14 protein-coding genes are annotated in these 12011 nt (G+C 71.3%); 9 read left to right on the top strand and 5 right to left on the bottom strand.

Annotated features, from left to right (window positions below; genetic code table 11):
• Window positions 1-87: 87 nt before the first annotated feature.
• Window positions 88-1227, bottom strand: a complete 1140-nt coding sequence (locus WA640_RS26545; RefSeq protein ID WP_335991871.1) for a PrsW family intramembrane metalloprotease — start codon at window positions 1225-1227, stop codon at window positions 88-90.
• Entirely contained in the window at window positions 1224-1835 is a 612-nt protein-coding gene (locus tag WA640_RS26540) for a hypothetical protein (RefSeq protein ID WP_335991870.1), read from the bottom strand. The genes WA640_RS26545 and WA640_RS26540 overlap by 4 nt, the downstream gene beginning before the upstream one ends.
• A 111-nt stretch (window positions 1836-1946) precedes the next feature.
• Between WA640_RS26540 and WA640_RS26535 the strand changes: the two genes are divergently transcribed.
• The 3 genes from WA640_RS26535 (at window position 1947) to WA640_RS26525 (ending at window position 4476) form a co-directional block, all read left to right on the top strand.
• On the top strand, window positions 1947-2702 hold the full coding sequence (locus WA640_RS26535; protein ID WP_335991869.1) for a VOC family protein: 756 nt from the start codon (window positions 1947-1949) through the stop codon (window positions 2700-2702).
• Window positions 2703-2763: 61 nt separating this feature from the next.
• Window positions 2764-3444 carry a YqjF family protein gene (locus WA640_RS26530; RefSeq protein WP_442904844.1) on the top strand — a complete coding sequence of 227 codons (681 nt, stop codon included), beginning with the start codon at window positions 2764-2766 and terminating at the stop codon, window positions 3442-3444.
• A gap of 114 nt (window positions 3445-3558) precedes the next feature.
• On the top strand, window positions 3559-4476 hold the full coding sequence (locus WA640_RS26525) for a glycoside hydrolase family 19 protein (protein ID WP_335991867.1): 918 nt from the start codon (window positions 3559-3561) through the stop codon (window positions 4474-4476).
• A 61-nt stretch (window positions 4477-4537) separates the two neighbouring features.
• Here WA640_RS26525 and WA640_RS26520 read toward each other — a convergent pair whose 3' ends face one another.
• Complete coding sequence (locus WA640_RS26520) at window positions 4538-4960, bottom strand: DUF6069 family protein (protein WP_335991866.1); 423 nt, start codon at window positions 4958-4960, stop codon at window positions 4538-4540.
• 132 nt (window positions 4961-5092) lie between these two features.
• Here WA640_RS26520 and WA640_RS26515 point away from each other — a divergent pair, with 132 nt between their 5' ends.
• Window positions 5093-6058: an AraC family transcriptional regulator gene (locus WA640_RS26515; RefSeq protein WP_335991864.1), complete on the top strand. Its 966-nt coding sequence runs from the start codon at window positions 5093-5095 to the stop codon at window positions 6056-6058.
• A 40-nt stretch (window positions 6059-6098) separates the two neighbouring features.
• Window positions 6099-6782: a Pr6Pr family membrane protein gene (locus WA640_RS26510; protein WP_335991863.1), complete on the top strand. Its 684-nt coding sequence runs from the start codon at window positions 6099-6101 to the stop codon at window positions 6780-6782.
• On the opposite strand, the gene WA640_RS26505 is transcribed toward WA640_RS26510, so the two are convergent.
• Window positions 6751-7962 (bottom strand): MFS transporter, encoded by a 1212-nt coding sequence (locus WA640_RS26505; protein WP_335991862.1) that lies wholly within the window; start codon window positions 7960-7962, stop codon window positions 6751-6753. The genes WA640_RS26510 and WA640_RS26505 overlap by 32 nt on opposite strands.
• 385 nt (window positions 7963-8347) lie before the next feature.
• Between WA640_RS26505 and WA640_RS26500 the strand changes: the two genes are divergently transcribed.
• The gene (locus tag WA640_RS26500; RefSeq protein ID WP_335991861.1) at window positions 8348-9265 is read left to right on the top strand and encodes a cation diffusion facilitator family transporter; all 918 of its coding nucleotides are present in this window, start codon (window positions 8348-8350) and stop codon (window positions 9263-9265) included.
• Between the two features lie 9 nt (window positions 9266-9274).
• Entirely contained in the window at window positions 9275-9550 is a 276-nt protein-coding gene (locus WA640_RS26495) for a Smr/MutS family protein (RefSeq protein WP_335991860.1), read from the top strand.
• 99 nt (window positions 9551-9649) lie between these two features.
• Here WA640_RS26495 and WA640_RS26490 read toward each other — a convergent pair whose 3' ends face one another.
• The gene (locus WA640_RS26490; RefSeq protein ID WP_106365104.1) at window positions 9650-9868 is read right to left on the bottom strand and encodes a helix-turn-helix domain-containing protein; all 219 of its coding nucleotides are present in this window, start codon (window positions 9866-9868) and stop codon (window positions 9650-9652) included.
• Window positions 9869-10183: 315 nt separating this feature from the next.
• Between WA640_RS26490 and WA640_RS26485 the strand changes: the two genes are divergently transcribed.
• Window positions 10184-11011: an ABC transporter ATP-binding protein gene (locus WA640_RS26485; RefSeq protein ID WP_335991859.1), complete on the top strand. Its 828-nt coding sequence runs from the start codon at window positions 10184-10186 to the stop codon at window positions 11009-11011.
• An 11-nt stretch (window positions 11012-11022) separates the two neighbouring features.
• Complete coding sequence (locus tag WA640_RS26480; RefSeq protein WP_335991858.1) at window positions 11023-12006, top strand: iron-siderophore ABC transporter substrate-binding protein; 984 nt, start codon at window positions 11023-11025, stop codon at window positions 12004-12006.
• The last annotated feature ends 5 nt before the right edge of the window (window positions 12007-12011 follow it).

Below are 12011 nucleotides of genomic sequence, written 5' to 3'. Positions count from 1 at the left end.
CGAGCATATAACACCCCTTCCCACCTGCAGAAACGCAATCCTGAAGGACTAGTACGCAAGGAGGAGAACAGGACCGAGCGGCGATACTTAAGTCGCGGCGGACCCGACTTCGGTCGCGCCCGGACGCGACGCCGCCACGGCGTCCCGCCACGGCCGCGCCGCCTCGAACGGCGGCAGCTCCGGAACCCGCTCCTCCAAGAGCGCCAACTGCACCCGCTGCAACCGCCGCTGCGCCTCCCGCTCCGGCCCCGGCCGGAACGCGCGCAGGTACCGGCGCCGCGAGCGCCGCCGCGACAGGCCGCGCGCCTCGTCCTCCGAGAGCACCCCGGCCGCGACCTCCTCCGCGGAGACCTGCGCCCACCGGGCCCGGAACCCGCGCCGCACCGTGAAGAACACGACCAGCAGGATCACGAAGTTGAACAGCGGCTTCCCGATCGCGCCAGCGAACCCGCCGTCGAACCAGGGGCTGTCGAACAGGAAGTGCATCCACATCGCGAGCGCCAGGCATCCCAGCGCGACCCACACGCGCCGCGCCGCCGACCGCCCCGAATTACTCACCAGGTACCCGACGCCCGCGCCCGCCACGGCGGTCATCGCCCAGTGCGACCCGAACCCGGTCAGCACGATCCGCGTGAACAGCGTCTGGAGCGTCGTCGCGAACGGCTCCACGCCGCCCGCCATGATCGCCCCGTTGAACCCGTACAGGAAGTTCTCCACCAGCTGGAACCCGAACCCGACGAGCGCCCCGTACACGAGCCCGTCGGCGGCGCTGCGGATCAGCCGCGTCGACACCGCCGCGAGCAGCACCACCCCGGCGATCTTCGCGACCTCCTCGTTCAGCGGCGCCGTCAGCGCCGCCGACCAGTCGCCCGCGGTCCCCAGGTCGAAGGTGCGCGACCAGATCGAGAACGTCCGCGTGTTCATCAGCAGCGCCAGCCCGCACGCGGCGAACCCGCCCCACATGAGCGCCAGCCACGTCCCCGACCACGGCGGCGCCTGCACCGGGCGCATGGTCCGCCGCGCCAGCCACACGCCCACGACCAGGCACACCCCGAGCACCGCGACGTTCAGCACCGCCGACTCCGGGAACGCCAGCGCCATCGGCAGCATGCTCTTCCCGAGGTTCCACAGCCCGAACGCCGATCCGGCGATCATCGCCCACAGGGCGAGGGACTTGACGTCGGCGGCGGGCCGGACCGCGGTCTCCGGCCGTGCGATGGCGGTCATGCCTGCTGCTCCTCGTCGTCGAAGGCCACGGAGTCGATGATCGCCATGGCGGAGTCCCAGACCTCGGCCCGCGCGTGGAGCGGGCCGAGGACCCTCGCCTCGACCGCTTCGGTGCCGTCGGCGGCGGGGAGGACGAACGCGGTGCCGATGCGGTTGTCGACCTGGAGGGTCCCGGTCAGGCCGCCTTCGATCCACTTGGTGTCGAACTCGGAGGGCTCGCCGAGGTCGACGGCGACGCCGGAGTAGCGCTCGACGTCGAAGACGCGGTCCATGCCCTCCCAGACCGCCTCGACGCCGTCGGGTTCGGCGGCGTTGAAGCCGATGTAGGAGAGCTGCACGGAGACGGCGCCCTGCACGAACGTGAGGCCGGAGTCGAGGCTGCTGGCGTCCTTGTCGAGGATCCAGCCCTCGCCGACCTGCGCGGAGACGTCGCGCTCGTTGCCGAATTCGACGACGGTCCCGGCGGGGAGCTCCTCGCCCGCGGGGAGCGCCTTGGGGATGAGGCCTTCGACGGCGGTCAGCGCGAGGAGCACGCCGGCCACGGCGAGGGGCGCCCAGATGCGGCGCGCGCCGTGAACCGCGTTCCCGGCCTTGTTGAAATCGTCCACTTGCTCAACTTAACGGCTGAACTGTGAGCGAGCTGGGGAAACGGTGAGCAGTCGGATGCGGATCGGCGCGTGAACACGAACATCGGTCACTATCCGTACTACGCTCTGGGCATGGCGATTCGATGGACGACCGCGTTCTGGGACTTCCCCGCCGAGGGCTTCGAGGACGGTATCGCGTTCTGGCTCAAAGCGACCGGTTCGACGCTGTCGCCGCGGCGCGGCCCCGGCGGGTCGTTCGCGACGCTGGTGCCGCCGGGCGCGGACCCGTGCCTGCGGGTGCAGCGGGTCCTGGAAGGCAAGGGCGGCAACCACCTCGACCTGCACGTGGACGACGTGGAGGCGGAGGCCGAGCGGGCGCAGGTCCTCGGCGCGGCCCCGGTGTACGCGGAGCCGGGCCTGGTGGTGCTGCACTCCCCCGGCGGGTTCGCGTTCTGCCTGGTGAACCACCACGGCGAGGTGAAGGTCCCGGCGCCGGAGGCGTGGCCGGGCGGGCAGCGCAGCCGCGTGGACCAGCTGTGCCTCGACGTGGCGCCGCAGGCCTTCGACCACGAGCTGGTGTTCTGGCAGCGCCTCACGGGCTGGCCGCAGGTGCCCACGAGCTCCCCGGAGTTCCGGCGCCTCTACTCGCCGCCCGAGCTGCCGCTGCGGTTCCTGCTCCAGCGATTGGACGCGGCCGGGCGCGGGCCCGCGAGCACCGCGCACCTCGATCTGGCGTGCTCCGATGTCGACGCGGAGACGCTGCGCCACACGGAACTCGGGGCGACGGCGGTGCGGCGCCACCACTGGTGGCAGGTGATGCGGGACCCGGCGGGCCTCGAGTACTGCATCACCTCGCGCGACCCCGACACGGGCGCGGTCCCGGTCTAGGACTCAAGTGGCCCCCGAACCGGTGACCCCCGATCCGCCGCGGCGGGTCGGCCGGGCGCTGATGACGCAGTCGTGGCTCGACCTCGCGTTCCTCCACTGGGAGGCGGACCCGCAGGAGGTGGCGCTGCTGCTGCCGCGCGGGACGGTCCCTGACCTGTTCGAGGGGCGCGCGTACGTCGGCCTGGTGCCGTTCCGGATGCACAAGGTCGGCTGGCTCGGGCTGCCCGGCGTGCCGTACTTCGGCACGTTCCCGGAGACCAATGTGCGGCTGTACTCGGTGGACGGCACAGGTCGGCGCGGCGTGGTGTTCCGGTCCCTTGAGGCGTCGCGGCTCGTCCCGGTCCTCGCGGCCCGCATCGGGTTCCGGCTCCCTTACGTGTGGTCGAAGATGACCATCCGCACCGAGGGCGCCACGAGGACCTACGCGAGCCGCCGCCGCTGGCCGGGGCCGGAGTACCCGGAAAGCCGCATCACGCTCCGACGGGGCGCGCCGGTCAAGCATCCGACCGATCTGGAGCACTTCCTCACGGCCCGATGGGGTCTGCACACCGTGATCCGAGGGCGGCTGCGCTTCATCCCGAACGAGCATCCGCGGTGGCCGCTGCACCGGGCCGAGCTGCTCGACTGCGACGAGGACCTGGTCGAGGCCGCGGGCCTCACCGTGAGCGGCGATCCGGTGAGCGTCCTGTGCTCGCCCGGGGTGCCGGTCCGCTTCAGACGGCCCGTGACCGTCCGCTCCTGAGCGAGCACGTCCTGAAAAATCCGGCAGGACACCGTTTCCAGGCTCTTGTGCGGTTCGACGGAGAAAGTTACATTTATCTATAAGGAAGGCTTCTTAATGATATGAGGTGATCCAATGCTCCGTCGACCCCGCCGGAAGCTGGTCGCGCTGATCGGCGCGTTCACGTTCGCACTGGCCCTGGCCACCGGGATCTCGATGTCCGCCGCCAACGCGCAGACCGCCTGCGCCGCAGCATGGAACGCGGGCTCGGTCTACACGCAAGGCAACGTCGTCTCCTACAACGGGAACAACTGGACCGCCCAGTGGTGGACGCAGGGCGAGACGCCCGGCACCACCGGCGAATGGGGCGTGTGGCGCAACCCGGTCGCCTGCGGCGGCGGGTCGACCGATCCCGGCGACCCCGGCACCCCCAGCGGCCTCGACGTCACCGAGGCCCAGTTCAACCAGATGTTCCCGAACCGGAACTCCTTCTACACCTACCAGGGCTTCGTCAACGCCACCGCGTCCTACCCCGCGTTCGGCAACACCGGCAGCGCCACCGTCCAGAAGCAGGAAGTGGCCGCGTTCCTCGCCAACGTCTCCCACGAGACCGGCGGCCTGGTCCACATCGTCGAGCAGAACACCGCGAACTACCCCCACTACTGCGACACCAGCCAGTCCTACGGCTGCCCCGCCGGGCAGGCCGCCTACTACGGCCGCGGCCCGATCCAGCTGAGCTGGAACTTCAACTACAACGCCGCGGGCAACGCCCTCGGCCTGCCGCTCCTCACCAACCCGTGGCTCGTGGAGCAGAACGCCACGGTCGCATGGCAGACCGCCCTCTGGTACTGGAACACCCAGTCCGGCCCCGGCACCATGACCGGCCACACCGCCATGACCTCCGGCGCGGGCTTCGGCGAGTCCATCCGGTCCATCAACGGCTCCATCGAGTGCAACGGCGGCAACCCCGCCCAGGTCCAGAGCCGCGTCACCAAGTACCAGTCCTTCACCTCGATCCTCGGCGTCGCGCCGGGGTCCAACCTCTACTGCTGATGAGGGGATGAGGACGCGGGCCGGCCGGGGACCCATCGCCCGGCCGGCCCGCGCCGTCCGCTCAGCGCTGCGGCGCGGGCTTCGGCCTGGCGAAGACCGGGACGAGGATCGCGGCCACCACGACGTGCATGGCGATGAGCACCGCGGTCGTGGCCGGGGTGGCCTCCGTGTAGAAGGGCGGGACCATCTCGATCGCGAAGATCAGGCCGGCGCCGATGAGCCACAGCAGCACCGCCTTCCGAGGGGCGAAGCGGTCGAGGAGGGCGCGGGCGATCCAGCCGAGGCCGCCAGCAAGGAGGGTCATCACGGCCGCGTTGGGGAAGCCGACCTCGATCGGGTCCTGGCCGGGGTTGGCGGCCAGCATGTCGACCCCGGCCGCCTGGGCGATCACGGCGGTGAGGCCGGCCGCGAGGACGGCGGCGACGAGGGCGACGAGGCGGGCGCGCCAGACCGGGGCGGCCGCAGTGTTATCTACTTCGGACATTCGATGGTCTCCACTGCCTTGGGTTTCATGTGCGGGGGAACATCATCGAAGGTAGAGCCGGGCGCGCCGAGCGCCAATCCGCGAGCGTCCTCGCTTCATGTCCGATCGTCCCGCCCCGGATAGGCTTCACCGATGGACGTGCTTAGCGATGTCATGACGGTGCTGCGGACCGGCCGGCCCTTCGCGGCCCGGTTCGCGAAGTCGGGGCCGTGGTCCGACCACCGGATCGGCCGCCCCAACGGATTCGGCGTGCAGCTCATGGTGCGCGGCACCGCGGTCGCGGTCACCGAGGGCGGCGAGACGTTCAAGCTCGGCCCCGGCGACGCCCTGCTCGTCCCCCACGGCGCTCCGCACCTGGTCGCCGACTCGCCCGACACGCCGCCCGGGCCGCGATGCGAACCGGGCCACGCGTTCCCCGGCGCCGTGCTCCGCTCCGACGACCCCGACGCCACGCACGTGATCCTCTGCCTCGCATACGAACTCGCACCGAACCGGACCCACCCGCTCATCGGGACCCTCCCCGATTTCGTCCACCTCCCGGCCGACCCGGGCGAGCGGCCCGGACTCGCCAACGCGATCGCCATGCTCGACGGCGAACTGGCGTCCGAGCAGCGCGGCGGCGACACGCTCGTCCCGGCGCTGCTCGACGCGGTCCTGATGTACCTGCTGCGCGCGCTCCTCGGCCCCCGCACCGTCGAATGCCGCTTCGCGGGCTGGGCGACGGCCCTGGCCGACAAGGCGGTCGGGCCCGCACTGGAGGCGATCCACGCCGCCCCGGCCCGCCAGTGGACCGTCGCGTCGCTCGGCGAGGTCGCGGGCCTGTCGCGCTCGGCGTTCTCGCGGCGGTTCACCGAGATGGTCGGGCAGCCGCCGCTCGCGTACCTCACCTCGTGGCGGCTGACGATGGCCGCGCGGCTCCTCGCCGACACCGAGGCGCCCCTGGCGTCGATCGCGCGGCAGGTCGGCTACGGGTCGGAGTTCGCGTTCGCCGCCGCGTTCAAGCGCGACTTCGGCACCCCGCCCGGCCAGTTCCGCAAGCAGGCGCCCGCGTGCGACCCGGCCGCCGAGCCGTTCGGGCGCGAGGCGGTCGCGGTCTGAAACCACCCGGGCGCCGCCCCGCTCCGATACGCTCCCGCGCATGGGAGTGCGGATGAGCGGGCGGATGCGGGCGAGCCGGGCGTGGCACGGGGCGCTGTTCGCGATCGTGCTGGCGGCGTTGGTGACGCAGGTGGTGCTGGTCGTGCAGGGCGGGACCGACGTGAACGCCGCCGAGGGCGCCGGGGACGCGGACCTTCAAGAGCGCCTCATCAGGCTGTTCTCCTACTTCACGATCCAGAGCAACATGCTGGTGCTCGCCGCCTCCGGGCTCCTCGCCGCGAATCCGAAGCGCGACGGGCGGGCGTGGCGGGTGCTGCGCCTCGACGCGCTCCTCGGGATCGTCATCACCGGGATCGTGTTCGCGCTGATCCTCGCGCCGCTGGTCCACCCGGTGGGCGTGGCGTGGTGGGTGAACGCGGCGTTCCACTACATCAGCCCGGTCGCGTTCCTGCTCGGGTGGCTCGTGTTCGGGCCGCGCGGGCAGGCCGACGGGCGCACGGCGTGGCTGGCGTTCCTGTGGCCGGTCGCGTGGATCGCCTACACGTTCTGGCGCGGCCGCGAGACCGGCTGGTTCCCGTACCCGTTCCTGGACGCCGCCGAGCTCGGCTGGACGCGGGCCGTGCTCAACACGGCCGGAGTGCTCCTCGCCGCGCTGCTCCTCGCGGCGCTCGCGCAGCTGGTGGACCGGCTCCTCAAGCCCGCTTCCGCGCCCGCAAGGCGATGACGACGACCGGGATCAGCAGGGCCGCGCCGATCCACAGCACCGAAGTCGGGCCCGAGCCGTCGACCACGAAGCCGCCCGCGAACGAGCCCGCGGCGATCGACAGGTTGAACATGACGGTGTTCAGCGAGGTCGCGATCTCGACCTCGCCGGGCTCGGCGGCGTTCATGTACCAGGTCTGCACGGCCGGGGACACCAGGCCGTAGCCCGCGCCCCACAGGATGAGGACCGCGGCGGCCGAGAACAGGTCGCCGACGGCGAACGCCATGAGCGCCATGCCGAGCGCCATCATCACGCCGAGCGCGGCGAGCGTGCCCTTCAGATGCTTGCCGATGAGCGAGCCGGAGGCGACGGTGGCGATGAGCGCGGCCGCGCCGAACACGAGCAGCAGGCCCGAGACCCGCGAGGCGGCGAGGCCGTTGGCCTGGAGGATCGGGCTGATGAACGTGTAGGCGATGAAGTGGCCGGTGACGATGAAGAACGTCAGGGCCAGGCCCGTGCGCACGGCCTTGTTGCGGCGCACCAGGTTCGGGAGCGACGCGAACGAGACCGTCGTCTGCGAGGGGAGCTTCGGCACGAGCAGCGCGATGGCGGCCATCGCGGCCAGCGCGAGGACCATGAGCGCCAGGAGCGCTGCGCGCCAGCCGTAGTGGTCGCCGATGAGCGTCCCTGCGGGGACGCCGAGGACGGTGGCGGCGCCGATGCCGCCGTAGACGGCGGCGGTCGCGCGGGGCACGTCGCGGGCGGGGACGAGGCGCAGGGCGATGCCTCCGGCGACGGCCCAGAACGCGCCGATGGCGACGCCGACGAGGACGCGGGCGGTCAAAAGCGTGCCGAAGGTGGTGGCGGTGGCGGCGCCGACGTTCGCGCCCGCCACGAGCAGGGCGAGGCCGAGGAGCACGAGGCGGCGGTCGAGGCGGCGGGTGAGGACGATGCTCAGCGGCGCGGCGACGGCGGCGACGAGGCCGGGGACGGTGACCATGAGTCCGGCGGTGCCTTCGCTGACGCCCAGCTCGGCGCCGATCGGCGTGAGGAGGCCCACAGGGAGGACTTCGGAGGTCATGACGACGAAGACGCCGAGGGAGACGGCGGCCACGGCGAGCCACTGCTTCGGCGTCGCGCGCTCGGGCGCGGCGACGGCGGCAGCGGTCGCGGAGGAGAGGGGGCGGTCGAGGGTGGTCACGGCGGCGCTCCAAGCGGTTCAGAGTCGGTTCTCGGCAGGACCCTTGCGGGTCGTATTGCCGGAACCGGTCCACCACTCGGTCCGCGCGCAGGCGATGCGGGAGGCGTCCGTACAGGGGCCGCGGCCGGTGGGCCGAAGCCGGGGCGCTGAGGGCCCCTTGGCGGTGTACGGGCGTTTGCCCTGGCCGGAAGCGCGTTGTACTTCCGGGGCGTCGCCTGCCTCTACGGTACCAGCGTCCGGGGGCACACCGCCCGTTCGAACGGCGGTAGCGTTCACCACCGGACGGGACGGCCGCCGCTCCCCGCGAGCGGGGTGGCGGGCCCATGACAGACTCGTCCTGCGCCGCACGCAGCGTGCGCACGTACATGGAAGGAATCTCGGGCGCATGTCAGCAGAAGGCGGCACCAAGGCGATCGTCGCGGCCCTCGCGGCGAACACGGGCATCGCGATCAGCAAGTTCGTGGCGGCGGCGATCACCGGCTCGGCGTCGATGCTCGCCGAGGGCGTGCACTCCGTCGCCGACGCGGCCAACCAGGTCCTGCTCCTGATCGGCGGCAAGGCCTCCCGCAAGGCCGCCAGCCCCGCGCACCCGTTCGGATACGGGCGCGAGCGCTACATCTACGCGTTCATCGTCTCGATCGTCCTGTTCTCCATCGGCGGCGTGTACGCGCTGTACGAGGGCTGGCACAAGCTCCAGGACACCGAGCACGGTCTGGAGACGCCGCTCGTGGCCGTCATCGTCCTGCTCGTGGCGATCACGCTGGAGTCGTTCTCGCTGCGCACGGCGGTGAAGGAGTCGAACGCGGTGCGCGGCAAGCAGTCCTGGGTCAAGTTCATCCAGGGCTCCCGCTCCCCCGAGCTGCCCGTGATCCTCCTGGAGGACATCGGCGCGCTCGTCGGCCTCGTGCTCGCGCTCCTCGGCGTCGGCCTCACCTGGATCACCCACAACTCGATCTTCGACGCCCTGGGCACCATGAGCATCGGCGTGCTGCTGGTGTGCATCGCGATCGTGCTCGCCATCGAGATCCGCTCGATGCTCATCGGCGAGTCCGCCACGCAGGAGGACATCTCGGCCATCGAGGGCGCGATCAAGCAGGACGGCACGAGCACCCTCATCCACCTCAAGACCCTGCACGTCGGCCCCGACGAGCTGCTGGTCGCCGCGAAGGTCGGCATCGACCGCACCGAGACCGGCGCGCAGGTCGCCGCCGAGATCGACGCGGCCGAGGCGCGCATCCGCGCCGCCGTGCCCAAGGCCAAGCTCATCTACATCGAGCCGGACATCCAGCGCACCGAGGCTTAGGCTGCGGTCATGGCGAAACTGGTGCTGGACCTGCACGACATCTACAACAAGGGCGACCAGATCGAGAAGGCGCTGCGGGACGTGATCGAAGAGGCGGTCGCGAAGAGGATCGACCTCGTCGAGATCATCCCCGGCAAGGGCTCGGGGCAGCTCAAGAAGAAGGTGCTGCGGTTCCTCGACCAGAAGGACGTCAAGGCCATGTACCACCGGGTCGACAAGGACTCGAAGAACTTCGGCAGGCTGTTCGTCCACTTCCAGCACAAGGACAAGCGCAAGAAGCGCTAGGGACGCCGACGGCGGCGCGGTCCTCCTCCCCAGGGGCCGCGCCGCCGCGCTGTATTCACCTGTCCGGCCCGGGGCGCCCCTGCCGGGCGCCCGCCGGGGTCAGTCGACCCGGTCGCCGTCGGCGCCGAGGACCTCCAGCAGCCGCAGTACCGGGACCCGGTAGCTGTGGCCGATCCGCAGGACCTGGACGGGGAAGTCCCCGTCCTTCGCCAGCCGGTACGCGACCGTCCGGCCGATCCCCAGGATCTGCGCCGCGGTCTCGACATTGGTCATCACGCCGAGCTGCTTGACTCGGTCGACCGTCCAGATGTCGTCCATGGTGGCGACACTCGAAGGCCCCACCTTCGCATTCGGTGTCATGTTCGTCCTCTCCGGCGTCCCGCGCCGACACGGGGTGCATCGGCGCGATGGTGCCAAGGACCAGTCGAACCCACGCGGCACGTCCGAGTCCAGAGCGGCGCGCCGGTTTTCACTCTTACGCGTGGTGTGCGCGTCCTCACCGGATGAGAGACCGTTTGGGCGCGAACGGGATTCATTCCCATCAACACCCCTCCCGACCTGGGCGGACCGAGTGTTCCCACTCTGTGACCTTGCGAGATGCAAACGAGACCAAGGTAGGTTAGCCTTACCTACATGCCAGATGACGCAGGCTTGAACGGCCGCGCCCTCCGACTCGCCTACTTCGGCGACACCGTCGTCCACGACGCCGACATCGAGCTGCGCGGCGGCGAGGTCACGGCGCTCCTGGGCCCCAACGGATCCGGGAAGTCCACCCTCCTGCGCTCCCTCGCGCGCCTCCACCGGCCCGACGCCGGAACCGTCGACTTCCCCGACGGCACCCAAGCGGCCGCCTTGAGCCCCAAGGAGTTCGCCCGCCGCGTCGCCCTCCTCTCCCAGTCCCGCCCCGTCCCCGGCGGCATCCGCGTCCTCGACGTCGTCGGCTACGGCCGCCACCCCCACCGCGGCCGCTGGCGCCACGGCGACCCCGACGGGCCCGCGAAGATCCAGCGCGCCATGGAGATCTGCGGCGTCGGGCACATGGCCGAACGCGGCATGGAGGCCCTCTCCGGCGGCGAGCGCCAGCGCGTCTGGCTTGCCTCCTGCCTCGCCCAGGACACCGCCGTGCTCCTCCTCGACGAGCCCACCAACCACCTCGACCTGCGCTACCAGGTCGAGATCCTCGACCTCGTGCGCGACCTCGCCGACGACCACGGCACCGCCGTCGGCGTCGTCCTCCACGACCTCGACCAGGCCGCCGCGGTCGCCGACCGCGCCGTCCTCCTCCACGACGGCCGCGTCAAGGCCGCCGGGACCCCGGCCGAGGTCCTCACCGCCGAGCACCTCACCGCCGCATACGGCATCGACATCCGCGTCGACGCCGACCCCGCGACCGGCCTCCTCACGGCCCGGCCCATCGGCCGCCACCACTCCCGCAGGCTCGCGGGCACCACCACCGAATAGAAGGAAACCCGATGCGCAACGCCCTCAAGACGTTCGCCGTGCCCGCGGCACTGGCAGCGGTCCTCGCCGCCTCCGCCTGCGGCACCACCGAAGACGACGGCGCCGACGGCGGCGCCGACACCGGCGGGCCCGTCTCCGTCACCGACTTCCTCGGCCGCACCGTCGAACTCGACGCCCCCGCCGAGAAAGTGGTCGCCCTCGAATGGGCCGAGGTCGAGATCGCAGCGAGCCTCGGCGTCATGCCCGTCGGCGTCGCCGACCTGGAGGGCTACAACACCTGGGTCGGCGCGGCCGTGCCCCTCGACGACTCGGTCACCGACGTCGGCACCCGCCAGGAGCCGTCCATCGACGCCATCGCCGGACTCGGCGCCGACCTCGTCGTCATGGAAAGCGACGACGAGGACCTCATCGCCTCCATCGAGGAGTTCGTGCCCGTCCTCGTCACCGAGGGCTCCAGCGAGACCGACAACCTCGACCGCATGCACCGCGACGTCGACATGATCGCCGAGCTCACCGGCAAGACCGACGAGGCCGACGCCCTCTGGGCCGACTTCGAGGCCAAGATCGCCGACACCAAGGCCGCCATCGAGGCCGCCGGGACCGGCACTGTGCCGTACCTGTACGCCGACGGCTGGGCCGAAGGCGACGCCGTCACCGTGCGCCCCTTCGGCGCCACCTCCCTCGTCGGCTCCCTCGGCACCGCCGTGGGCCTGGAGAACGCCTGGACCGGCGAGACCGACGGCGTGTGGGGCCTGGGCGGCACCGACCTCGAAGGCATGGCCCAGTACACCGACACCGAGCTGAAGTTCATCTGGAACAACGCCGACGGCGGCAACATCTTCACCGACGGCGTCGCCGGGAACGCCATCTGGGAGAACCTGGCGTTCGTCAAGAACGGCACCATGTACGAACTGCCCCACGGCGTCTGGACCTTCGGCGGCCCCAAGTCCTCCGAAGCCTTCCTCGACTACTTCGCCGAGGTCTACGCCAGTTGAGCACC

Source organism: Glycomyces sp. MUSA5-2 (assembly GCF_037034145.1).
Taxonomy (GTDB): Bacteria; Actinomycetota; Actinomycetes; order Mycobacteriales; family Micromonosporaceae; genus Glycomyces; species Glycomyces artemisiae.
This window is presented reverse-complemented; position numbering and strand designations above follow the sequence as displayed.

What these genes read in the sequence shown, in the direction of transcription:
- WA640_RS26535 (WP_335991869.1), top strand. Translation starts at nt 1,947, where the DNA reads ATGGCGATTCGATGGACGACCGCGTTCTGGGACTTCCCCGCCGAGGGC.
- WA640_RS26480 (WP_335991858.1), top strand. Translation starts at nt 11,023, where the DNA reads ATGCGCAACGCCCTCAAGACGTTCGCCGTGCCCGCGGCACTGGCAGCG.
- WA640_RS26545 (WP_335991871.1), bottom strand. Translation starts at nt 1,227, where the DNA reads ATGACCGCCATCGCACGGCCGGAGACCGCGGTCCGGCCCGCCGCCGAC.
- WA640_RS26525 (WP_335991867.1), top strand. Translation starts at nt 3,559, where the DNA reads ATGCTCCGTCGACCCCGCCGGAAGCTGGTCGCGCTGATCGGCGCGTTC.
- WA640_RS26485 (WP_335991859.1), top strand. Translation starts at nt 10,184, where the DNA reads ATGCCAGATGACGCAGGCTTGAACGGCCGCGCCCTCCGACTCGCCTAC.
- WA640_RS26510 (WP_335991863.1), top strand. Translation starts at nt 6,099, where the DNA reads ATGGGAGTGCGGATGAGCGGGCGGATGCGGGCGAGCCGGGCGTGGCAC.
- WA640_RS26490 (WP_106365104.1), bottom strand. Translation starts at nt 9,868, where the DNA reads ATGGACGACATCTGGACGGTCGACCGAGTCAAGCAGCTCGGCGTGATG.
- WA640_RS26520 (WP_335991866.1), bottom strand. Translation starts at nt 4,960, where the DNA reads ATGTCCGAAGTAGATAACACTGCGGCCGCCCCGGTCTGGCGCGCCCGC.
- WA640_RS26495 (WP_335991860.1), top strand. Translation starts at nt 9,275, where the DNA reads ATGGCGAAACTGGTGCTGGACCTGCACGACATCTACAACAAGGGCGAC.
- WA640_RS26500 (WP_335991861.1), top strand. Translation starts at nt 8,348, where the DNA reads ATGTCAGCAGAAGGCGGCACCAAGGCGATCGTCGCGGCCCTCGCGGCG.
- WA640_RS26530 (WP_442904844.1), top strand. Translation starts at nt 2,764, where the DNA reads ATGACGCAGTCGTGGCTCGACCTCGCGTTCCTCCACTGGGAGGCGGAC.
- WA640_RS26515 (WP_335991864.1), top strand. Translation starts at nt 5,093, where the DNA reads ATGGACGTGCTTAGCGATGTCATGACGGTGCTGCGGACCGGCCGGCCC.